The organism is Clostridium sp. AF27-5AA (assembly GCF_003478415.1).
In the GTDB taxonomy this organism is placed as follows: domain Bacteria; phylum Bacillota; class Clostridia; order Lachnospirales; family Lachnospiraceae; genus Otoolea; species Otoolea fessa.
The window spans coordinates 410,039-430,960 of record NZ_QUFH01000001.1 but is presented as its reverse complement, the minus strand read 5'-3'; the positions used below and the strand labels follow the sequence as shown (position 1 = coordinate 430,960).

Genomic DNA, 20,922 nt, shown 5'->3' with positions numbered 1-20,922 from the left:
TAAAAGCTTAGGAATTGAATAAACCTCCATATTAAAAATGGAAGCTGTGGACGCAGGTTAGCTGCCTTAGATGTGTAGAGCGCAGGCGTTCGCAGCTTCTTTTGAGTGCTGATTCACGCACCTGGAAGTTTTGTAAAATAAGCTGGATTCTGCCTGAAAACGGACGGAAAATACAGTTTATTTGTTTACAGATATAGAAATCTTATGATAAAATAATAACAATAAAAAATAACTGTTAGATATGGCGGTTATATTCGTTTATAGCAGATTTTAGCATAGAGATATGGGAAAGTGGATCAGCCATATTTAAGTGCAGAACCATGGCAGAATTCGTTACGGGTCATGGGTGCAAGAATCGTAACATCATTTAAGCAAAGCAGGATGGAAAATGGACAGGGGGAATTGACAAATGCTGAATGAAATGAAGTACGTGTATGAGGTTTACAAAGAAAAGAGTTTTTCCAAAGCGGCGAAGAAGCTTTTTATCAGCCAGCCAGCACTCAGCAACATGGTGCGGAAGGCAGAGAAAGAGATGGGAGCGCCGATTTTTGATCGCAGTACGATTCCGCTGACGGTGACGAAGGAGGGCGCGTATTACATCCGTACCGTTGAAAAGATTCTTTTTCTGGAACGGAATCTGGAACGGTATTTTCAAGATATTGCGGGGCTTCAGGGCGGCACGCTGGCGCTCGGCGGTGCATCTTATTTCTGCTCGTTTGTGTATCCGGATCTGATTGCCCGTTTTCAGACAAAATATCCGCAGGTTACGATTGACCTAACAGAAGGAAATACGCGGGAGCTGAAAGCAGGGTTGGAAAATGAGTCGCTGGATCTGGTGTTGGAGACGGCGATGGAGAAGGACGATACTTCGATCAAACGGTATTTATTCCGGAAGGAAAATCTGATTCTGGCAGTTCCGGAAAGTTTTCCGGTTAACCGGAAGCTGCAGCCATACCGACTGTCCAGGCAGGAGATTCTGTCCAAGTCCTTTTTAAAACCGGAGGTGGAGGCGGTTCCGTTAAAGGAATTTAAGGATGTGCCGTTTATCACGATGAAACCGGGCAATGATATGTATAAACGAGGCGCGAAAATATGCCGCAACAGCGGTTTTACGATGAAAACTGTGATGATGGTGGATCAGGTGCTGACTTCTTTAAATATCGTCTCCAACGGGGTTGGAGCGATGTTTGTGCGTTCTGATATTGTACAGTGGCGTCCGGAGGACCCGAGGCTGGTCTATTATAAGCTGGACGACCCGCTGTCTGAGCGGGAGATCACATTTTCGGTCAAGCGGGGGCGTTATGTGACGGCGGCGATGCGTGAGTTTATGCGTCTGGCAGGCATCCGGTCGGATGATCCGGACACCGATCCGGTTGCCGGGAGGCAAAAGGAGTAACGGCAATTTCCGAAGACAGGGACTGAATGCGGCGTAAATTCCGAAATGCGGTTGCAAAATCAGTTAATCGTGTAAATTTTATATAATTTTACGTCGATTTAGACTTTACCAGCAGTCTAAAGTATGATAAACTGTAATAATGAGGGTAAATGAGTTGCCGATTAAAGGCGGAAGAATTTCTATTCTGGAGAATTCGCGGGATGCTATGAGAGACAGGAGCAAAGGTGGATTTTATGAAGGAGACAGAGGGGATTTATTTATCCAAGACGATGAGGAATAGGAGGAATGGCGGGCAGGAACATGGAAATCACAGTTGCGAAGACGGCTGGCTTCTGCTTTGGCGTGAAGCGGGCAGTCGAGAAGGTATATGATCAGATAGCGACGTGGAAGAAGCAGATCTATACCTACGGTCCCATCATCCACAATGAAGAGGTGGTGCAGGATCTGGAAGAGAAGGGCGTACAGGTCATCAATTCGAAGGAGGAACTGGAAGCCCTGAAAGAAGGCGTGGTCGTCATCCGTTCCCACGGCGTAGGCAGGGAGATCTATGAACTCCTGGAACGCCAGGGACTGGAGCTTGTGGACGCGACCTGTCCATTTGTCAAAAAGATCCACAAGATTGTCCGGGAACAGTGCGAAGCCGGACGCCGCGTGATTATCGTGGGAAATGAGCACCACCCGGAGGTCGAGGGTATCAAAGGCTGGGGAAATGAGTATACTCTGGCAGTCGAGTCACTGGAGGAATTTGAAAATCTGGCACTCAGACCGGATGAAAAGCTCTGTATCGTGGCGCAGACGACATTTAACTACAATAAATTTCAAGATTTAGTTGAAAAAATTTCAAAAACGTATTATGATATACTTGTTTTAAATACGATTTGCAATGCAACACAGGAGAGACAGGTTGAGGCGAGGCAGATAGCTTCACAGGTGGATGTTATGATTGTTATCGGAGGACGAAACAGTTCTAACACACAAAAGTTGTATGAGATTTGCCGCAGGGAATGTAAACACACTTACTACATTCAGACACTGGAAGATTTCAAGCCTGAGATAACAGGTACTGTGCGCAGCGTAGGTATTACAGCCGGGGCATCGACCCCAAATCAAATTATCGAGGAGGTTCATACTAATGTCAGAATTAAGTTTTGAACAAATGTTTGAAGAATCATCATTCAAGAGATTACGTACAGGAGAGGCTGTTACCGGTCAGGTTATCGGTGTCAAGGAAGACGAAATCATTCTCAGCATCGCTGGAAGCAAATCCGAAGGCATCATCACAAGAAGCGAATTCACCAATGAGCCGGGCGTAGATCTTAGAACCAAAGTTCAGGTCGGCGACGAACTGGAAGCAAAAGTTCTGAAAGTAAACGACGGAGAGGGCATGGCTGCTTTATCTTACAAGAGACTGGCTGCTGATAAGGGTCTGAAACGTCTGAAAGAAGCTTTCGAGAACAAGGAAGTTCTGAAAGAGAAAGTTACACAGGTTATGGAGAAAGGCCTCGTAGTAGAGGTTGAGGGAACCCGTGTATTCATTCCGGCAAGCATGGTTTCTGATACTTATGATAAAGACTTATCCAAGTACGCAGGTCAGGAGATTGAGTTCGTAGTTACCGAGTTCAATCCGAGCGGAAGAAGAAGCCGTATCATCGGCGACCGCAAGCAGATCCTGCTTGAGAAGAAAGCTGCTATGCAGAAAGAATTATTCGAGAAGATCGCTGTTGGTCAGACCGTAGAAGGTGTTGTTAAGAATGTAACTGATTTCGGTGCATTTATCGACCTTGGCGGCGCTGACGGTCTGCTTCACATCTCTGAGATGTCCTGGGGCAGAGTTGAGAACCCGAAGAAGGTTTTCAAAGTAGGCGATAAAGTAAAAGCTCTGATCAAAGATATCAACGGCGAGAAGATCGCTCTGAGCTTAAAGTTCCCGGAGAGCAATCCGTGGGCAAACGCAGCTGAGAAATATGCTGTAGGCAACGTAGTAGAAGGCAAGGTAGCACGTATGACTGATTTCGGCGCATTCGTTGAGCTGGAGCCAGGTGTAGATGCACTTCTTCACGTATCCCAGATTTCCAGAGAGCATGTTGACAAACCATCCGACGTACTGAGCGTAGGACAGGTTATCACTGCTAAGGTAGTTGACTTCAACGAGGCAGACCGCAAGATCAGCCTGAGCATGAAAACTCTTGAGAATCAGGAAGCAGAAGAAAACTAATCAAACGGTTGACGCTAGTTTCTCATCGGGCAGATAGTGCGTCAGACGGAGGATGAAAGAATCATCAGGCTGTCATTTCCACAGGAAGAATGTGGAGGTGGCAGCCGTTTTTGTGATGGCGTGGGGCATGGTATTCTTGATCGGAATGCAGATGGGTATTTCTGGGATTGGAAGAAAGAGCTGGCTGTTTCTGGTGCTGTAGAAAGCTATTTGGTGATTTTATCTCAGTTGAGAAGACTCCCGCCTCTTCAGGTAGTGAGTAATAGCAAATTTGTCTCAGTGGGAGTTGGGTCTCCAACTGAGATAAACGCTCCGCGAGGATGCGCAGTGATTCTGATAGGAATATGTCAGCTTTGCTGACCAGAATCACGCGCCAAGTCTCACGGATGTTCGACTTGAATAAGATAAAAATGAAAACAGGCAGTATGGCGTATGTGATGGAACATAGGTTGTACGGTCTGTTTTTTGCGTGATGAGGAGCGGGATACGGCGTGGTGAAGGGTTGTGGGAGCAGAAAGATGGATTGGAGTGAGTCATAAGGATATTTGGAAAAATATTGACAAAGAAGGTACACTGATATATAATTTAGATACAATATTATATAACATATAATATTAAACAAGAAAAAATATTATATTTTGAATTAGTGAATCTTAGGAGGGATAAGATGGTTTTTAATACAGGAGCTGCGCTTCTGGATGCGATCGTCCTTTCAGTTGTATCAAAATCTGCAGAAGGAACATATGGGTATAAGATCACGCAGGATGTCCGTCAGGCAATCGAAATATCGGAGTCTACGCTTTATCCGGTGTTGCGGCGGCTTCAGAAGGATGACTGCCTGGAAACATATGACCGGGCGATCGACGGCAGAAACCGACGGTATTACAAAATAACGGAGGCGGGACGGATTCAGCTGAATCTTTACCGGGGTGAGTGGAACGTGTATGCAGGAAAAATTTCAGAGATACTGAAAGAGGGATAAGGAGAGGCAGATCATGAAAAAAGAAGCATTTTTAGAGAGGCTGGAAGCGCTCTTGCAGGATATTCCGGAAGAAGAAAAACGGGATGCGATTGACTATTACCGCGATTATCTGGAGGAAGCGGGACCGGAGAAGGAAGAAGAGGTACTTGCAGAATTTCAGAGTCCGGAGCATATTGCCGAGGTAATCCGGATGGAGCTGCAGAGTGAATGGAGTGGCGGCGAATTTACAGACCGGGGGTACAATGACAGCCGGTTTGAAGAAAAGCGGACGACTTTATCCAGAAGCGGTGGGGCAGAACAGGGAGAACGAGAAAAAGAAGCAGGATTTCAGGCTGGAACCGAGGATGCCCCATTCCGGGAATTTCGGGATGAGGAAACGGGAGAAAATGCGGCATCCAATGAGAATCAAAGAAGCCGTCTGAGCGAGATGCTGCATTGCTTAAAAGAAAAAATAACCGGTTCCAAGATTGGAATGGTTGTGGCAGTTCTGGTAGTGCTTGCAGTTCTTCCATTTATCTTTTCGCTGGTAACGGGAACTGTGGGAAGTGTTTTTGGGCTGGCAGTCGCACTGGCAGCGATACTGGTGGTGCTGGGACTGATGACGGTGCTGGTGTTTGTTGGCGGAATTATGCTGTTTGTTCTGGGTACGGCGAGTCTGTTTGAACATTTTGCGATGGGACTGATGTTCATCGGATTGGGTATCGCGGCAGAGGGCAGCTGTCTGCTTCTGATATGCGGCTGTATCCTGTTTTACGGTGTATTTCTGCCGTGGGCAGTCAAGGGAATCATTCAGCTTTGCCGTCAGGCGGCAGGTTATCTGTCAGCCAGGGCGTAGGAGGATAGGAAAATGAAAAAATGGATGAAAAAAATGGCAATCATAGGCGCTGTCCTCTTTGTGGGTGGAATCGGCGTGACATCGATCGGGGCTGCCATCGGAGGCGCAGCTGCCGGACTGGATTTTCTGATCGATCAGGAAAAAAATTTTCAGGATAAATATAATTGGGGTGATTCTGAGGAAATATGGGATGATACGGAGCAGCTGCCGGAAGAGCTTGATGAGTCGGATGAGGTAAAAGAGCAGCTGAACGGAGAAAGACAATACGAATAGATTTCCAGAAAATGGACATACTCTGAGTACACAAGATGGAAAGGAGTATGTTTTTTTATGGATGAAAATAAGGTGGATTTTGAGAAAATGACCCCGGCAGAGCGGCTGAAATATGAGGTGGCGGAAGAAGTTGGATTGGCGGACAAGGTACGACAGTATGGCTGGAGAAGCCTGACTGCCAAGGAGAGCGGGCGGATTGGCGGTCTGATGACGAAGAAAAGGCGGGAAATGAAGCAGGATAAGAAAGACGGATAATTCCCTTAAAACACCGAAACCCCTTGAAAATAAAGGAAAAATCCAATATTTTCAAGGGGTTTCAAATCTGCCGGCTGCGGGACTTGAACCCGCGAAGAAGCCTTTAATATCAATGCTTTTCAGGCATCGTGTTGCATTTCGTGTTGCATGATTTTACGTTTGCAACTTTTTGGAAATGTTCAAGGATCAGCTGACTCTGCTTTTCTGCCTCCAAATCAATGACATTCCGGTAGACGGATTTCATCACATTGTCAGAGGACCAACCGCCTCGCTGCATAATGTATTGATCCGGAACTCCGATCGCATGCATGATGGACGCGGAGTAATGCCGCAGGTCATGAAAGCGGAAGTGGGGGAGCTGGCAGAGATCCAGAACCCGTTCGAATTCTCGCGTGAGCTGATCGGGGTTCAGGTTACACAGTGCCCCTTTTTTACCGCGTATATGTTTAAAAAAGAATTCTGGCATTTGTATAGTTCGATAGCTGCCGTAGGTTTTGGGTGACTTGGTTATCCACTCATTGTCCTCGCTGCGCACAATGCTTTTGCTGACAGTTATGGTGTTCCCTTTAATATCACGGGAAGTCAAAGCACAGATTTCGCCACGGCGAAGCGGACCAAATGCAGCCAGAAGAATGGCTATTTCCAGATCGGTTCCAGCAGATTCAGCCAGGAGGCGTTGAATATCTGTGTCGTTCGGACAATATAGCTCCGGGTGCTTCCGGGCGGGAAGCTGTACGCGGATGGAAAGGTCGGGGGCAAACATATCGAGAGCCGCTGTCAGAAGCGCATAGGCATTTCGGACGGTCTTAGGGCTAAGCCTTTTCGATAAATCAGATATCCAGATCTGTACAATCTGGCTGTTCAATTCATTAAGGCGTGTGCTGCCGAAATCGCCCTGGAAGTGCGTCCGCAAGAGTCCTGCATAGCCGCGTAGGGTAGACGGGGAAAGGACGGCTGCTTTCATGTCCTTGTATCGCTGGACAGCGACACGAACGGATATATTTTCGGCGCGGTTCCTTTTCTTTGATAATTTCCATTCGTCTGCAAGCATCCGCGCCTCTTTCTTGGTCCGCGCGGTAAAGGACTTATAATGACGTTTACCATCCGGATCTGTGTAATCTAAAGCCAGAACACGAAAGTTCCCGGATGGGAGTGAATTTTTGCGTTTTGCCATAATGATATCATCCTCCTTGGTGGGTATAGGAAATACACCCCTTGCAGGGCGCCCGGAAGAATGATATAATTCAAGTGTCGAATTTGATTATATCTTTCAGGGCAACCTGTAAGAGAAAATCTATGTGAAGCCGTTCGGTACGCCAATACCGGGCGGTTTTGCTATTTATATAACGTAAAAGATTGCAAAGTAAAAAAATAAAAATTTATGCAGATAATAAGTCTAGGCTAGAACGACTGCTCCGCTCGCTCCACAAGATCGACTTTACGTCATAGTTTGTTAGAGCGTCAGTAATATTTTTGTTGAAGTTATTATTGTCATTAAGCAGAACGATTAATTGGCTATCTTTTTTTCTGGTGCTTTTGGTATCATTCCATGAAAATAATGCATTTCCAATGGTAGACTTTGTTGGATTGTTAATTGCCATACACAAGCGCTCTGGTTTGAATTGGGTTCGTTGTAAAACAAAATCATAATTATGAAAAAATCCTGATTTTCCCCTAAATTGAACATCTTCTGTACAATAAATATGGTTTTGATGAAAAAATTCCTGAATATCATCAAGAAACAGCGAGGAAACTTTAGTTCTCGAAGTCATATATAAATCACTAACACGAATCATTGCCTGCACAAACATATGTTTTGCTTGTGGAAAATCATGCATAGGCGCAACTGCAATTAATTCATTTTGTTTAAGCTTAATTCCATATTGAGACAGAATATTTTTGAGCTGTACTTTTCTATTAGGTGTTAGCTGAAAACCACTCATTGCAAGGCTATTTAATGTTTGACCATCATCTGAAAAATAAACATTTTCCCCGTCTTGGCGAACATATATTTGAAAGTAATCGTTGTACGAGTCCAAGAAAGGAGTGGTAATTTCAAAATATTCTCCCATTTTGGTAAAGGTAATTTCGCTTTTTAGCCAATCGGCATAATCATTAATACATTTTTGAATATCCATAATATACACTCCTTTCTGCTGTTAAAATAAATCAATTTGATGATTAATGGTAGGAGTCTTCACAATGTGAAATTCTTCAAGGAACAATAATGTATTTTTAACAAAATCATTAGAGTCCAGATCATCTGCTGGAAATGCATTTTTAATTCCGTTCTCTTGTGTGTAATAGTGCCAATGCGATCCTGTGATTTTTTGACCGTTAGGATTCACATGTATATTACCTGCATTTATATGTAATTCCAACAATATTATACCATTTTTTGAAATTCTGGCACCATAATTATATTTGTTTTTATTTATTTTTCCTCTATAAATTTTAACAGTAAATAAATCACCAGTATCTTCGTGGCTGGCATCAAATTCAACATTGGCACCAGGGTCTGGAGAGGATAAAATGTCGATAAGAGATTGTTTGGTAAGCTTTATAAGGCGAGTTGCCTCTTCTGTGGTTAAAGGTTCCATGTTTTTCTCCTTAACATGTTTTTATTAAAATGCCAAAGCTATTTTAATCGTAGTTCAATTAATTTTTTTTGATACCCCAATAATCTGGATACCTGCTCGATGGAGCATTCTTTGTATTTAAGATATTCTGTTAATATTTCGTCCGGAATTAAAAATTCCACAGCAAATTTATTTGCTTCGACTTCTAATTTTGTATTCAGCAAGGTGTGAGTCCTTAAAAAATAGCAGTTTTCTTTCGGGTGCAGAATTGCATGCCCCAACTCATGAGCCATAACAAACATTCGCTCATTGCCTTCGAGAGATTCACTGATCCAGATGCACTTTGACCGTTTCAGATACATATAGCAGCCGAGCCGGGAACCAATGTCGCAGGTCATGACTTCGATGCCAAGAGCGTCGGCCAATTCAAACGGATCAGAAGTATTAAATTTTCTTCTATAAGCTAAGGCTCTTTTTCTGACATAGTCATTCAACCCAGATCACCTACTTTTTATTCTTATTGGGATTGTATTTCTCTTTGTTCTTTATTTTTACTCGGCGGAGCATAAGATCCACCTGTCCCAAAAACAGATCGATGTCTTCTTCCGGAATATCCTGCCCATCATATGCCGCCGGGCCAGATTCCTTGTTGGCCAGTTTCTCGCGTAGGGAGTCGAGGTCTTTCTTTATATCTCTTTCGTCCCGGGCGGTAAGCTCTGGGGCTTTTTCTTTTACAACCTCTTCTTTTCCGGTCATCAGATACTCTAAAGACACGCCGAAATAATCAGCAATTTTCTGTAGCTTATCCTGCTTGGGAGTGTATTTTCCTTGTTTCCAATTAGACAGCGTTGCAGTAGTAATACCAGTTTCCTTAGCTACTTTATAGGCGGTTACTCCATACTTGGAAAGTAGCTGTTCAAAAATCTCATACATTATATTCCTTTCCGCCTGAATAGCTTAGAAAAATTAGCTAAAAATATTGACAAGCTAAGATAACTATGCTATTGTATGAATGTAGCTAAGAAATCTAAGCTACAAACAATGACATAGGCTTTGGTTTCTTAAATAACTTAGATGGTACTTTGATTATATAAGAAACCTTAGCTAAAGTCAATAGATTTTAAAGAAGGAGGTGTCTATTTTGTATAAAAAATATGCAGAGCTGCGAGACAAGAGAAATATAACAGACTATAGAGTCGCAGCAGATACTGGAATTTCGACGGCAACACTTTCTAATTGGAAGAATGGAAACTATGCGCCGAAGTTCGACAAGCTTCTGATTCTTGCAAAATACTTCGACGTTCCGGTGGAGTATTTCGCGGAAGCAGAATAGCGATCGAAGATCTGTTGGAGTAGGGAGGTGAGAGGGATGGAGAAAGAACAGGACGCCAGTAAAAAGAAGAATCCACATCCGTGGAGAACGTGGATCCTTTTATTAGCAATTATTCAGATTCTGACAGTGTTTCAGATGTGGCAGATGAACCAGAAGATTTGGAAGGCTTTGGTTCAGCAGAGCCGGGATACGATTCAGCTTGGGGATCGTTTGAGTGATCATCTGAGGAATGAGAATCGTCACGCTGAAGCAATGAATCAGCTGCTTGAAAGGGAGAAGCATCTGCTGGAGAGGTATTTGAATCAGAATAGATAGCCTCTAAAAGCTCGATGATTTTTAAACTCGCCTCGTATTGTTTGCGCTGGTTTTCGATCACTTCATCATTTTGCTGAATGAGTTTAGCGGTGTCTTCCATTTTCTCTTGGTGGTGTTGCTCTTGCCAGGTGGAGGGCGATTGGTTTTGGAAATATGAGGCAAACCAAAGCATTAGAGGTATTAGAATGCTACCGATTAAAAATTGTGCTCGTTCAGTTGGTAATTTGATTACAGATTTGGGCTGAACTGGTGAAATTTGTTTTTTATCATAATCAAAATCATCAGGTATAAGTTCAGCGGGAAATTCAATGTAGTTTGGCAGTATTCGTATTGAATTGACTGCTGCGTTAATAGCTTCCAAGCCCAACGATGATGGCGAAAAATCGGCTTGAAGCGCAGAAAAAGAAGTTATTTTTCGAGCAATATCAACAGCGGAAGCAGGGAGTACTTTTGTAAGTTCTATGTCTGTCGCGTTGTACCACGAATTGAGCAGGGCGCATGATGAACTGACAGAAGCTGGTAATGCGTTGGTAAATGAACGACTGAGTTCGTGACTGAATTTGGTATTTTCCAAAGTTGTAAGGTTAAGAGCAGCGAGAACAAGATCCTGCTGCTGATCGTAAAGGCCAGCAGCTAGTGTCTGGGAAATGGACTTTAAAAGATCTATTTGTTTATTAATTTGAGAAAGAGAGTCATAAAAATCGTTGTTTTGCTTCATGTAAAATTCCTTTCTTATTGTACTCGGCTCTGGCGGGAGCTTGTAAATACAGTATAAGACAAAAAGAAGGGAGCGGCAATCAAAAAGGCGTATTCCAATAAAGGAGAGCGAGCCTAGAAGGGAGGAAAAGAAATGCGTTTTATTGAGAGCGATATTCTGGAACGTATTGGCTTTGATTTTTATTGCGACATTGCAAATAACATTGTTAAAGCCAGAGCAGAAATGGGATGGACCCAGAAGAAGCTGGCAGAGCAGTCAGGAATCAAACCCCATCGGCTGGTGGGAATTGAAAACGTAAAGATCCGGATCGATTTGGATGATTTGGAAAAGCTGTCAAAGGTCTTAAACAGATCAGTGGACTGGCTTCTGGATGCGGAGTTGGAGGGTGGCGGAAAAGAATGCCTTTATGTGGTTTGGTCGGACTCTAGTCCGGGTCTTAAACTTTACCAGAGAGCTACCAGTAAGCGGATGGCGTTCATGATATATGACAAAAAAATCAAGGAGTGCCATGTTGCATACACCAGTGGGCGAGAAAGGCATTTTGTACAGCTTGTAGGGGTTCCAGTATCAACGGCAGAAATTCAGAAGAATTTCAAAAAGCGTGTGACGGATGATTTACCGATAGAACCAGATTGATTCGGGATGCTAATGCTCAGATGAGTTTGTAGGGGCGTATTCCGATGCAGAAGGGGAGGTGAGAGGGATGAAAAGAACTGCATTTAAGAAAAAGCCATCATGGAGCTATTGCACGGCGGATTGGATAAACGAAATTAAGATTCGAACCAGTTGGACAAATGAAAAACTTGCTGGTGAGCTGGGAGTATCGCTGTCAACGCTCCATAATCTTAAATCTGCGCCGTGGAAGGTGTCTGGGGCGTATGTGCTGCGGCTTCTGGAGATTCGCAATAATGTGATTGCAAAATATGAAAATGAAAGAAAAGTCGTGTAAGACCTGCCGGAGTTGCTGGCGGTGTATGGAATCCGATCGGGAATACCCGTGCAAAGATTATAAGAAGAAAGCGAGGAAGCGTAATGAGAAGAGAACTGAAATGCATGGAACTGAGAAGTCAGAACCAGCGGATCATTGAGGTGCTGGGCGAGGAACTGAGTAGAGCACAGGCAGATCTGCAGTTTGCTTGGCGATTAGCCTTTACCGGTCTGGCGATTGCAGCGGTGGCGACCGGGGCGATGGTGGCGATTGCACAGGCGGCGGGGATGTTCTAAAGGAGGGATAGACATGGAGACGGCAGTAGTTTGTATTCCGATTTCGGGAGGTCAGATAGAAAGATTAAAAGCGTTGTATCCGGTACTCAAGGAAGAAATTTTAAAAAGATATCCAGATTTTGATGAGACGATTTCTGTTGATTGGATAGAGGCCTTCGAATTCATTTTGAATCGAGAGCAGAACGAAGGTGCTGTTCGTATCCTGATTAACACACTTCTTACGTATGAAGAAGCGCGGCAGAAATCGGCGGATGAGCTGGGACACACGGAGTAGGGAGCGAACGATGAGCAGGAGAACCAACGGAACCAACCGCGCCGGGGCGATGGTAAACGCCAGCCGGTACACCGGTTATGGGAGACCAAAGAAAAAGACCGCCAGCTTGGCAGAGCTGAACGGTCAAATCAATAAAAATATTAACAGCTTGATTATATCAAGAGATTCGGGAGGATGCAATGGTAAAAGCAACAATTAAAGGTAAAAGGGCGTCGATGGAGCTGGAGTGGGATATGATCCTTGGTACCACGATCCAGTATGATGCAATCGGTAATTCAGAGGCGTTTATCATCGGTGATGTTAAACGTTCAATTCTTCCGGGAGCCCTGGCAGGAATGGCAGTGGCGTTTCTGAAAGCGTATTTTTCGGGAGAAGAGCTGGAGAAAGCGTATGCAGATTTCCATACGGCATTTCACACAGCTGCGGAAGTAGCACGGGAGGAGGATTCTGATGAAGAAGAGACTGGCAAAGAAAATTGAGAAGATGCGCCGGAAGAAGATTCATGAGGCGCTGGAGATGGTGTTGGAGATCAATACCACACAGGTAAGAAGTCAGGAGCTTACTGGACGCAAGCCTACGGCGTTCTTTTCGTTTTCGGGTCACGTAGCAGACGTAGATGTTATCGTGTATCAAAATGGATGGAGCTTTACACGCGGCGCGGAAGGACGTTGGAGTGCTCAAGCCCTCCTCGACCAGGCTGGAGATATGGAGCGACTGCTGAAAGAGCTTGCGAACAAGAAAAAGGAGTTACAGGATGCTGGAAAGATGTGACTGCTGTGGCGCTGTTGGAGGAAGACAGAAGAATGTATAAAGGAATGATGTTTACGCCAGAAGCCGGAAAGACAGTGAACGATGCAGAGGCGTTCGAATACGCGAAGAATCATCTGGATGAACTGCCGCAGGAAGATAAAGAACTCTTTGTTGAGTTCTTCTTCTCTGGCAACTGGATTAAGGAGGAAGATCATGCTGAAACCATATAGTGAACTCAGAAAAGTGGACATATCTCGATATTGCATGGAACGAGAAGGAATTAAATATTTAAATTGGGCGAAGTGCATTGACATTCTGCGCGAATACGGAGCAGAAGAGGTTTATTTTGAACCAATTCCAAACCCCAAAACAGGCGGAAGCCTTTATTATACTGATCTTGAATTTGAAGATAAGAGCGGAATTAGAAATCGTTGCTACGAAACTCGCATCAGAGTTGTAATTGATGGCAAGGAATACATCATGCAGTCACCGGTCATGAACGGAAGCAATCCTGTAAAGGACAACAGCATGAATCAACAGCGTGTCTGGAATAGCATGACGCGTTCGTTTGTGAAGTGTGTGGCAATTCACACTGGACTTGGTTTTGATTTGTGGCTCAAAGAGGAACAGAAGCCATTTGACAATGTTATTCCCGGGGGCGAGCCTTTAGCAAGCAAAGCGCAGATACAGACCCTTAAGAATTTAGGTAAAAAGCATAAGGTAGATATGGAGTATTGGCTTGCATCTAATAATCGTGCATGGGATAGTCTTACAGGAAATGAAGCAGGAACCATGCTGAATGCTTTGAAGGCAAAGTACGGAGATGATTAAATGTGGAGAGCAAAGGAACTTTAATAGATGTGTCAAGGGATTGGAAGACTGGGCGGCTGCGGCTGACATTCGAATTTGAGTCAGATGTGGCGGCATCCATCGACGAAATCAAGGACAAAGTATTGCGGATCACGGTTAAACAATGGCGCGACAAACGGAGCTTGGATGCGAATGCGTATTACTGGGTGCTTCTATCGAAATTAGCGGAAGACCGTAAAATCTCAAAACCTCGGGCCCATAATACAATGTTACGGGATTACGGCCAAGTGGAAATAGTAGGAGGCTCCCGTTACTATGTGAGGATTCCCGATACAGACGAAGCTGAAAATGATGTAATGGAGCGAGAAATGTTTCATCTGAAGCCAACGTCGCAGGTGATCGAAGGAACAGACGGAATAAATTATCGAACCTACGTTATGCTAAAAGGTTCCAGCCGGTATGATAGTGCTGAAATGGCGCATCTCTTGGACGGCCTGATAAGCGAATGCAAGCAGCTTGGTATTGAGACGGCAACGCCGGAAGAACTGGAGCGTATGAAACAGCTGTATGAGCAGAACAGGAGAAAAGATGAAAAGACTACATAGTGTTTTGACGGCTGATCTGGGGCACTGCATCATCACTGGAAGTAGCAACGTAGCAATCCATCATGTTTTTAATGGAGCCAACCGGAGCAGATCGGAGGCATATGGCTTTATCGTTCCGCTCCACCCAGACTGGCATAACATGACGCCGTACAGTGTCCACATGAACCAAGAGTTCGATGAGAGTCTGAAACGTCAGGCACAGGAGTATTATGAGGCTCACATCGGCAGCAGACAGCAGTTTATTGCCGAGTTTGGCAAGAGTTATTTATAACGGTACAACAGCCGCAGGGCTTGTACATAGCAACCCGTAGACAGCATCCTGGCACGCCTTACCGTGTTATATATTACCAACCTTTACAGGATGCCATTGGTTTACCGGGAGGGAGACCGACCCTCCCGCTCCGGAAGGAGGAAGCAAGTTGGCGAAGAAGAAAGTGACGCCGCAGATGGAGCGGTTTACCAGTGCTTTATACAACGTGCTGGGAGTAGGACATAAAAATGCGCAGACGCGCAAGGAGCTGTGTAAGCGCCTTAGATGTGATGATCGAATGCTTCGGGATGGAATAGAAGTTTTGCGGGCTGATTATGCAGTTTTGAATCGCGATGATGGAAAAGGTTATTATCTTCCAGAAGAAACGGATTCAGGGCGCGCGGACACAAAACGGTGGCATGAGCGGCAGGAACGTCGAGTACAAGCGATTCATGCATCGCAGGCAGGAGCACTTAAATTTATCGGAATGGGCCGGAGAGAGCCTAAAGGCGTATATGGACAGCTCAGCATGTTCAGAGATGGAGGATAAGCAGGACAGGATGGGGAAGATGCAGAGAGAAAAAGGAAAACGCGGAGAGCGTGAGCTTGCTGGCATCCTGCGGGATTATGGATATAATTGCCGCCGGGGTCAGCAGTATTGCGGGACTTCTGGCGATGCGGATGTGATCGGACTGCCGGACGTACATATCGAGGTCAAGCGGGTGGAAAACCTGAGACTTCGGAAAGCGCTGCAACAGTCCTCCAGGGACGCCAGGGCGGGCGAGATTCCGGTCGTGATGCATCGCAGGAACCGGGAATCCTGGAAGGTATCCATGTGGATGGAGAACTTCCGCAAGATTTATTCGGATGATGTTTTTGACGATTTAAAGCCATGCATTCGGGGCGGCATTGTGACCCTGCTGCTGGATGCGTGGATCTGCTACTACAGGGACTGGCAGGCAGGAAAGGAGATGGGCTTAGATGGCAGATAAAAAAAGTTTTGTAATGTATGAGAGCTGGGGAGCAGCCATTGAAAAAATGAATAATGAGCAGGCTGGCGAACTCATCAAAGCTATCTATGCCTTTCAGAAGAATCCGGACGTAGTACCGGAGGATCCTGCTATTGCATTCGTATTCGAGATTATCAAACAGAAGCTCGAAGAAGACAATAAGCGCTATGAAGAAGTGTGTGCTGCCAGATCCGAAGGTGGTAAAAAGGGTGGCAGACCAAAAGCAAATGCTTCTGATAAAAAGCAAATGGTTTCTGAGGAAAGCAAAAAAAGCAAATGCTTTTCTGAAAAAGCAAAAAAAGCTGATAATGATAATGAGTATGATAATGATTTAAAAGAAAACACCCTAGAGGGTGTAAAAGAAAAGCGCTTCGCGCCTCCCACCCTGGAGAATGTGAGTGAATATTGCCGGGAAATGGGTTATACGAACGTGGATGCAGTATGCTTTATTGACTTTTACACCAGTAACGGCTGGATGGTCGGTAAGAATCGCATGAAGGACTGGAAAGCAGCGGTTAGAAATTGGGACAGGAGAGAAAAGAATCCGCAGAGGCAGGATGGGGCCGCCGAAGTCGCCAAGAAGAACCGCTTTCACAACCTGGAAGAACATGGTTACGACTACGATGCGATGGTGTGGGGCATGGTGGGTGCAGCGGCGCAGGGCGAGGCTGGAAGCACTGTGAAACCCGGTACGGGATGAAGGGAGTTAGAGGACGATGAAAAGCATGGATGAACGGTATGCGCTTATCCGTAAGGCACTCACTGGTGGCAAAAAGATGCTGCTCCAGGAGATTGCAGCTGCGATCGATGAGGATAAATCGAGAACAAGAACGGCGCTGGAGAGAATGTGTGAGCTCGGGCAGGTCTACCGGGAGGGCGGCGGACTGCGTGGAATTAAAGCAGTCTATTTTCTGGCACCAGTGCTGGAAGTACAGACAGAAAGTCAGGACAAGGCAGAAGTATCGACAGAACCAGAATGCCAGGCTAAAAAGAAAAGCCCAGATGCCGCGGGCGGAATCTGGGCGAGCGACATCGACAAGATGAGAGAGCGGGTGCAGGTAGGCGATACGGTCACAGTCCAGGTGTCGGACACGATCGAGAAATCGCTGACATTGCACCGCAAGGTGAAAGTGATCAGCAAGCACCGGCATCTGGTGCGGGTTACTGGCGGGCACAGTATTACATACGCGGATTTGGTAATGTTTGACCGCGGAGTCGAGCCAGACTGGCGGTAAAAGGAGGTCAGAACGATGATGATTGAGAAAATCGGTACGCCTGCCATGCTGGAGCAGATGGCAGAAGAAGCAGCGGAGCTGGCACAGGCGGCGCTTAAGCTGGCGCGGGTGTTAAGAGCGGAAAATCCGACGCCTGTGACACTAGAAGAGGCAAAAATGAATCTGACGGCGGAATTTACAGATGTGCAGCACTGCGCCGGAGAATTAAAACTGGAAACTGACTGGCGGCAGATTGACGCGAAAAACCGACGTTTTAAACAGCGCATGGATGAGATAGTGCTGAATAAGGAGAGAGCCCGGATCCGCGATGAAATCCTCGAGGAAGTGAAAGAGATGGGCGGTTGCGATGCATCGGATGAGTTCTCGAAAGGCTTTGATGCTGCGTGTGATGTGATCGCGGAAAAAGTTGCAGGAAGGTAGGTCATAGAATGAAAAAAATCGAAGATATATTAAACAGCGAGCGGATTTGGGGGCACACCATCGTATTTCCGGTTCATAGCGCATGGATCAAACTTCCTGATTGTGGGACGTGCAGTGTGATATGGAGTGAAAACGAGGACGGAATGGAGCATGTATCCGTGTCTCCGAAGAAAAAGTTCAGAGTTCCCACTTGGGACGATATGTGCGTGCTGAAAGACGTCTTTTTCGAAGATGAGGAAGAAGCCTATCAGATCCATCCGAAAAAGAGTGAATATGTCAATGCTGTGGAGAACTGCCTGCATCTTTGGAAGCCGAAGGGGCATGAAATCAATGAGTTAATAAGCAAGGGGGAAGTATGAGCGAAAAATGCAATAGAGCGTGCTGGAACTGCTGGTATGATGAGTTTTGCGACTGGCATCCGGCGGGGGATGAAGATGCGTGCGAGGAGTACATAGCAGATGAAGAGGGTTAAGTGGCTAGATAAAGAGTGTAATAGCTGTGGTGCGCGCCTGAATAGCTGGGATGCCAGAATATCCAAGACACTGGCGTACAAATACCCATGTTGCGAAAAGTGCATCGCAAAAGAATATGACAAGACGCCGGGGGAGCTGCGGGAGCAAATGGAAAACTTTTTCGGGATGCGTCCTTGCCAAGGGATTTAAAGAAGGTGGAAAAGTGGCGGAGTACAATCTTTTGACACAAGCCCTTCTGGCAGCAGGATACACCGTGGACAATTTCCCGACAGACAAGGTTAGGCTGCCCGGTGGATGTTATGGTAAAAGCCCACTGGAGAACATTTATGGGGGTTTTGAATATGTCCGTGGATATAGTGATAATTTTGTCTACAAAACAGGTTGCGGCTTGTATGTAAAGGGCAGAAATGTGATTGGAAACATGTCAACGGCTGGAATTGACTGGTGCTATGAAAACGATAACCCTGTTATAAGATGTCCGTATGACAAGCCAGATTGTCCACAAAACGATCCAAAGTTGTATGGAACGCAAGGCGGCGGACTGTGTATACAGTGCTGGTGCGTATGCCATCGAACAAAGGATGATTATAGTTACAACGCCAGTGTTGAGAAAAAGAACGACGAGCGTCTGGAAGAAGAAAAAAGAAAATATAAGGAGCTGGTCGAAAAACATCATGGGCGGGTGTGCAGAAATCATGCATATTATAACGAACGCGCAAGAGAATGGCATATCAACTATAGACCTGAACGGTGCACGCACTGGTGCGAAAGAAACTATGGCTTTTGTCCGATACTTGGCAAAGAACTGGACAAGAAAAAAGGCAATGTATATTACGACCTGAAAAAAAGTGGCAGGCGACGCGAAGGAGAGCAGCTATCCTTGTTTGACGGCGAAGAGTGGGCGACCATCACAAAAGGATTGAAGGTATTTGATAAGCCTGTCAGCCTAGATATCTGCCGGGCGTACATAAAAGTGCAACGGGATGAGATCTTGGAGAAGTGGGAAATGAATAACGCCTTCTATCGCTTGATAGATAAGAGCCTAAAAGCAGAAGTCCTCAATGTCCGGGCAGCCAGGACGGAAGCACGGGATTTGATGCAGGATTTACAGGATATCCAGAATGGAATCACTGTATACCACGAATCAGATTTGCAAAAGTCCGAGCAAACGAGGAAGAAAGAGCAGCGGCAGCAGGCGCAGGAAAAGAAAATCGAGAGATTGGAAAGGAAACTGATCGCCTTTGGATATGAGAATTTACAGACCGTAGACCAAATGCGAGCTGACAAATGGCTGAAGCCGGAACGTCTGGAAGAGCTGGAAGAAATCAGACAGAAGCGGGCGGTAGAAGAGAAAAATCAACCTGTTCAAATGAGTATGGCGGATTTTATGAAGTGAGGAGACGGAACAACGATGATTAACGGAGAATTGATAGTAGATAACTTTGCTGGGGGCGGCGGGGCAAGCACCGGCATCGAAGAAGCGACAGGGTACTGTGTAGATATCGCGATCAATCATGATCCAGAGGCGATCAAGATGCATAAGGCAAATCACCCGTACACGAAGCATTACTGCGAGGATGTGTGGCAGGTAGATCCGGTCAAAGTATGTGGCGGGCATCCGGTGGCGCTGGCGTGGTTTTCTCCAGATTGTAAGCATTTCAGCAAAGCAAAGGGCGGGAAGCCAAAGGACAAGTTTATTCGCGGTCTGGCGTGGGTTGCCTGCCGCTGGGCAGGTCTGGTACGTCCACGCGTGATAATGTTGGAGAATGTCGAAGAGTTTAAGACGTGGGGACCGCTGGGGCGTCGGAAGCATCCGATCAAGGCAAAGCAGGGAAAAACGTTTCATAAATTTATCCAGCAGCTTACTGATTTGGGATACGAAGTGCAGTTCCGGGAGCTGGTGGCGGCAGATTATGGAGCTCCTACCATGCGGAAGCGGTTTTTCCTGATTGCGCGATGCGATGGCAAGCCGATCGCATGGGCGCGACATACCCACGGACCGGCAGACAGCCCGGAGGTAAAAGCTGGCTTGCTGAAACCTTATGTGGGGGCGTATACACAGCTGGATTTTTCACTCCCATGTCCGAGCATCTTCGATAGCACTGAAGAAATTAAAGAAAAGTACGGAATCCGGGCGGTGCGTCCGCTGGCGAAGAAGACAATGGATCGCATTGCCCGTGGAATCAAGAAATTCATTCTGGATAACCCGGAGCCGTTCTTGATCCAGTGCAATCACGGCGGCGAACGTAAACCGGTGGATATCCGGCAGCCAATGCCGACAATTACGGGAAAGCATGGTTTTGGAGTAGTGGCACCGATACTGATTCAGTACCATTCGGAAACGACGCAAAATGAAACGCGTGGTCAAGGAATAGAAGATCCGCTTATGACGGTAGATGGTTCGAACAGATACGGTCTTGTTACATCGTTTATCAGCAAATTCTATAAGAGCGGTATCGGACAAGATATAAGGGAGCCATTACATACAGTGACGACCTCCCCGGGGCATTTTGGAGAGGTGCGGGCGTTTTTGACGAAGTATTACGGTGTCGGTACTGGGCAGGACATAAAAGCACCGCTTGATACTATCACAGCGCAGGATCGTTTCGGGCTGGTAACCATATATGGCACTGAATATCAGATTGTGGATATCGGAATGCGGATGCTGGAACCGAAAGAGCTGTACGGTTGCCAGGGATTCCCGGACGACTACATCATCGACCGGGATTGCGACGGGAAGCCTTATCCGAGAGCGGAGCAGGTGCGACGCTGTGGAAATGCTGTGTGTCCGCCGATACCTATGGCACTGGTGCGGGCGAATCTGAAAGAGTTATGCGTTGCGAAGCGGCTGCCGAACTGCCGGGCGGATCGTCTGGGCGAGGATGCGGGCGGGCAGTTAAGGTTCGCGTAGGAAAATAGAGGGAGGTGGTACCGTTGGACAAAGCAAAACCTGAGGCTGAATGTTGTGCC

General features: G+C 46.0%; 34 protein-coding genes. 28 read left to right on the top strand and 6 right to left on the bottom strand.

Translation table 11 applies throughout. From position 1 onward, the window contains the following. The first annotated feature begins 409 nt into the window (after positions 1 to 409). The 8 genes from DWY89_RS02135 (at position 410) to DWY89_RS02100 (ending at position 5,956) form a co-directional block, all read left to right on the top strand. A complete protein-coding gene (locus DWY89_RS02135; protein WP_118491219.1) occupies positions 410 to 1,396 on the top strand; it encodes a LysR family transcriptional regulator in 987 nt (328 codons plus the stop codon). Positions 1,397 to 1,696: 300 nt separating this feature from the next. Continuing rightward, positions 1,697 to 2,548 carry a 4-hydroxy-3-methylbut-2-enyl diphosphate reductase gene (gene ispH, locus DWY89_RS02130; RefSeq protein ID WP_118523767.1) on the top strand — a complete coding sequence of 284 codons (852 nt, stop codon included), beginning with the start codon at positions 1,697 to 1,699 and terminating at the stop codon, positions 2,546 to 2,548. Then, positions 2,529 to 3,611 (top strand): 30S ribosomal protein S1, encoded by a 1,083-nt coding sequence (rpsA, locus tag DWY89_RS02125; RefSeq protein ID WP_118524344.1) that lies wholly within the window; start codon positions 2,529 to 2,531, stop codon positions 3,609 to 3,611. The genes ispH and rpsA overlap by 20 nt, the downstream gene beginning before the upstream one ends. Positions 3,612 to 3,663: 52 nt before the next feature. Then, positions 3,664 to 3,813 carry a hypothetical protein gene (locus tag DWY89_RS14785; RefSeq protein WP_182434468.1) on the top strand — a complete coding sequence of 50 codons (150 nt, stop codon included), beginning with the start codon at positions 3,664 to 3,666 and terminating at the stop codon, positions 3,811 to 3,813. A gap of 465 nt (positions 3,814 to 4,278) precedes the next feature. Further along, positions 4,279 to 4,593: a PadR family transcriptional regulator gene (locus DWY89_RS02115; protein WP_022360428.1), complete on the top strand. Its 315-nt coding sequence runs from the start codon at positions 4,279 to 4,281 to the stop codon at positions 4,591 to 4,593. A 13-nt stretch (positions 4,594 to 4,606) separates the two neighbouring features. Continuing rightward, positions 4,607 to 5,428 carry a DUF1700 domain-containing protein gene (locus DWY89_RS02110; protein WP_118467560.1) on the top strand — a complete coding sequence of 274 codons (822 nt, stop codon included), beginning with the start codon at positions 4,607 to 4,609 and terminating at the stop codon, positions 5,426 to 5,428. A gap of 12 nt (positions 5,429 to 5,440) precedes the next feature. After that, positions 5,441 to 5,701 carry a hypothetical protein gene (locus tag DWY89_RS02105; protein WP_117795242.1) on the top strand — a complete coding sequence of 87 codons (261 nt, stop codon included), beginning with the start codon at positions 5,441 to 5,443 and terminating at the stop codon, positions 5,699 to 5,701. A 57-nt stretch (positions 5,702 to 5,758) separates the two neighbouring features. After that, entirely contained in the window at positions 5,759 to 5,956 is a 198-nt protein-coding gene (locus tag DWY89_RS02100; protein ID WP_117795244.1) for a small, acid-soluble spore protein, alpha/beta type, read from the top strand. A gap of 109 nt (positions 5,957 to 6,065) precedes the next feature. Here the strand turns inward: DWY89_RS02100 and DWY89_RS02095 are convergent, their stop codons facing one another. The 5 genes from DWY89_RS02095 to DWY89_RS02075 all read right to left on the bottom strand — a co-directional run bounded on the left by DWY89_RS02095 (position 6,066) and on the right by DWY89_RS02075 (position 9,468). Continuing rightward, positions 6,066 to 7,130, bottom strand: coding sequence for a site-specific integrase (locus tag DWY89_RS02095; protein ID WP_118524343.1), 1,065 nt, complete (start codon positions 7,128 to 7,130; stop codon positions 6,066 to 6,068). 205 nt (positions 7,131 to 7,335) lie between these two features. Further along, the gene (locus tag DWY89_RS02090) at positions 7,336 to 8,094 is read right to left on the bottom strand and encodes a DUF1829 domain-containing protein (protein ID WP_118524342.1); all 759 of its coding nucleotides are present in this window, start codon (positions 8,092 to 8,094) and stop codon (positions 7,336 to 7,338) included. Positions 8,095 to 8,115: 21 nt separating this feature from the next. Continuing rightward, complete coding sequence (locus DWY89_RS02085) at positions 8,116 to 8,556, bottom strand: hypothetical protein (protein WP_118524341.1); 441 nt, start codon at positions 8,554 to 8,556, stop codon at positions 8,116 to 8,118. A 38-nt stretch (positions 8,557 to 8,594) separates the two neighbouring features. Next, positions 8,595 to 9,029: an ImmA/IrrE family metallo-endopeptidase gene (locus DWY89_RS02080; protein WP_243022667.1), complete on the bottom strand. Its 435-nt coding sequence runs from the start codon at positions 9,027 to 9,029 to the stop codon at positions 8,595 to 8,597. A 10-nt stretch (positions 9,030 to 9,039) separates the two neighbouring features. Continuing rightward, on the bottom strand, positions 9,040 to 9,468 hold the full coding sequence (locus DWY89_RS02075; RefSeq protein ID WP_118524340.1) for a helix-turn-helix transcriptional regulator: 429 nt from the start codon (positions 9,466 to 9,468) through the stop codon (positions 9,040 to 9,042). Positions 9,469 to 9,667: 199 nt separating this feature from the next. Here DWY89_RS02075 and DWY89_RS02070 point away from each other — a divergent pair, with 199 nt between their 5' ends. Next, positions 9,668 to 9,868, top strand: a complete 201-nt coding sequence (locus DWY89_RS02070; RefSeq protein ID WP_347474711.1) for a helix-turn-helix transcriptional regulator — start codon at positions 9,668 to 9,670, stop codon at positions 9,866 to 9,868. A 109-nt stretch (positions 9,869 to 9,977) separates the two neighbouring features. On the opposite strand, the gene DWY89_RS02065 is transcribed toward DWY89_RS02070, so the two are convergent. Continuing rightward, positions 9,978 to 10,901, bottom strand: a complete 924-nt coding sequence (locus DWY89_RS02065; protein WP_118524339.1) for a hypothetical protein — start codon at positions 10,899 to 10,901, stop codon at positions 9,978 to 9,980. 132 nt (positions 10,902 to 11,033) lie between these two features. Between DWY89_RS02065 and DWY89_RS02060 the strand changes: the two genes are divergently transcribed. The 19 genes from DWY89_RS02060 to DWY89_RS01975 all read left to right on the top strand — a co-directional run bounded on the left by DWY89_RS02060 (position 11,034) and on the right by DWY89_RS01975 (position 20,863). Continuing rightward, a complete protein-coding gene (locus tag DWY89_RS02060; RefSeq protein WP_118524338.1) occupies positions 11,034 to 11,537 on the top strand; it encodes a helix-turn-helix transcriptional regulator in 504 nt (167 codons plus the stop codon). Between the two features lie 67 nt (positions 11,538 to 11,604). Beyond that, a complete protein-coding gene (locus DWY89_RS02055; protein WP_118524337.1) occupies positions 11,605 to 11,850 on the top strand; it encodes a hypothetical protein in 246 nt (81 codons plus the stop codon). 83 nt (positions 11,851 to 11,933) lie between these two features. Next, complete coding sequence (locus DWY89_RS14295; protein ID WP_118523740.1) at positions 11,934 to 12,125, top strand: hypothetical protein; 192 nt, start codon at positions 11,934 to 11,936, stop codon at positions 12,123 to 12,125. 13 nt (positions 12,126 to 12,138) lie between these two features. Continuing rightward, positions 12,139 to 12,399 carry a hypothetical protein gene (locus DWY89_RS02050; protein ID WP_118524336.1) on the top strand — a complete coding sequence of 87 codons (261 nt, stop codon included), beginning with the start codon at positions 12,139 to 12,141 and terminating at the stop codon, positions 12,397 to 12,399. A gap of 10 nt (positions 12,400 to 12,409) precedes the next feature. Further along, the gene (locus tag DWY89_RS14215; RefSeq protein ID WP_147353323.1) at positions 12,410 to 12,598 is read left to right on the top strand and encodes a hypothetical protein; all 189 of its coding nucleotides are present in this window, start codon (positions 12,410 to 12,412) and stop codon (positions 12,596 to 12,598) included. Further along, positions 12,579 to 12,878 carry a hypothetical protein gene (locus DWY89_RS02045; protein ID WP_118524335.1) on the top strand — a complete coding sequence of 100 codons (300 nt, stop codon included), beginning with the start codon at positions 12,579 to 12,581 and terminating at the stop codon, positions 12,876 to 12,878. Before DWY89_RS14215 ends, DWY89_RS02045 begins: the two co-directional genes overlap by 20 nt. Beyond that, positions 12,850 to 13,170, top strand: coding sequence for a hypothetical protein (locus DWY89_RS02040; protein ID WP_118524334.1), 321 nt, complete (start codon positions 12,850 to 12,852; stop codon positions 13,168 to 13,170). The genes DWY89_RS02045 and DWY89_RS02040 overlap by 29 nt, the downstream gene beginning before the upstream one ends. Positions 13,171 to 13,202: 32 nt before the next feature. Then, positions 13,203 to 13,379, top strand: a complete 177-nt coding sequence (locus tag DWY89_RS14290; protein WP_182430754.1) for a hypothetical protein — start codon at positions 13,203 to 13,205, stop codon at positions 13,377 to 13,379. Continuing rightward, positions 13,363 to 13,980 carry a DUF1071 domain-containing protein gene (locus DWY89_RS02030; RefSeq protein WP_118524332.1) on the top strand — a complete coding sequence of 206 codons (618 nt, stop codon included), beginning with the start codon at positions 13,363 to 13,365 and terminating at the stop codon, positions 13,978 to 13,980. Before DWY89_RS14290 ends, DWY89_RS02030 begins: the two co-directional genes overlap by 17 nt. Positions 13,981 to 13,982: 2 nt before the next feature. Continuing rightward, a complete protein-coding gene (locus DWY89_RS02025) occupies positions 13,983 to 14,564 on the top strand; it encodes a hypothetical protein (protein WP_118524331.1) in 582 nt (193 codons plus the stop codon). Then, positions 14,548 to 14,835: a phosphoenolpyruvate carboxykinase gene (locus DWY89_RS02020; RefSeq protein WP_118524330.1), complete on the top strand. Its 288-nt coding sequence runs from the start codon at positions 14,548 to 14,550 to the stop codon at positions 14,833 to 14,835. The genes DWY89_RS02025 and DWY89_RS02020 overlap by 17 nt, the downstream gene beginning before the upstream one ends. Before the next feature lie 148 nt (positions 14,836 to 14,983). Continuing rightward, complete coding sequence (locus tag DWY89_RS02015; RefSeq protein ID WP_118524329.1) at positions 14,984 to 15,364, top strand: hypothetical protein; 381 nt, start codon at positions 14,984 to 14,986, stop codon at positions 15,362 to 15,364. A gap of 19 nt (positions 15,365 to 15,383) precedes the next feature. Beyond that, positions 15,384 to 15,806: a hypothetical protein gene (locus DWY89_RS02010; protein ID WP_347474710.1), complete on the top strand. Its 423-nt coding sequence runs from the start codon at positions 15,384 to 15,386 to the stop codon at positions 15,804 to 15,806. After that, positions 15,796 to 16,524: a DUF6291 domain-containing protein gene (locus DWY89_RS02005; RefSeq protein ID WP_118524328.1), complete on the top strand. Its 729-nt coding sequence runs from the start codon at positions 15,796 to 15,798 to the stop codon at positions 16,522 to 16,524. The genes DWY89_RS02010 and DWY89_RS02005 overlap by 11 nt, the downstream gene beginning before the upstream one ends. 16 nt (positions 16,525 to 16,540) lie before the next feature. Beyond that, positions 16,541 to 17,059 carry a hypothetical protein gene (locus DWY89_RS02000; RefSeq protein WP_118524327.1) on the top strand — a complete coding sequence of 173 codons (519 nt, stop codon included), beginning with the start codon at positions 16,541 to 16,543 and terminating at the stop codon, positions 17,057 to 17,059. A gap of 15 nt (positions 17,060 to 17,074) precedes the next feature. Then, entirely contained in the window at positions 17,075 to 17,479 is a 405-nt protein-coding gene (locus DWY89_RS01995) for a hypothetical protein (RefSeq protein ID WP_118522326.1), read from the top strand. Positions 17,480 to 17,487: 8 nt separating this feature from the next. Continuing rightward, positions 17,488 to 17,838, top strand: a complete 351-nt coding sequence (locus DWY89_RS01990; RefSeq protein ID WP_118522327.1) for a hypothetical protein — start codon at positions 17,488 to 17,490, stop codon at positions 17,836 to 17,838. 367 nt (positions 17,839 to 18,205) lie between these two features. Beyond that, on the top strand, positions 18,206 to 19,348 hold the full coding sequence (locus tag DWY89_RS01980; protein WP_243022664.1) for a sarcolemmal membrane-associated protein: 1,143 nt from the start codon (positions 18,206 to 18,208) through the stop codon (positions 19,346 to 19,348). A gap of 15 nt (positions 19,349 to 19,363) precedes the next feature. Beyond that, entirely contained in the window at positions 19,364 to 20,863 is a 1,500-nt protein-coding gene (locus DWY89_RS01975) for a DNA cytosine methyltransferase (protein WP_118524326.1), read from the top strand. The last annotated feature ends 59 nt before the right edge of the window (positions 20,864 to 20,922 follow it).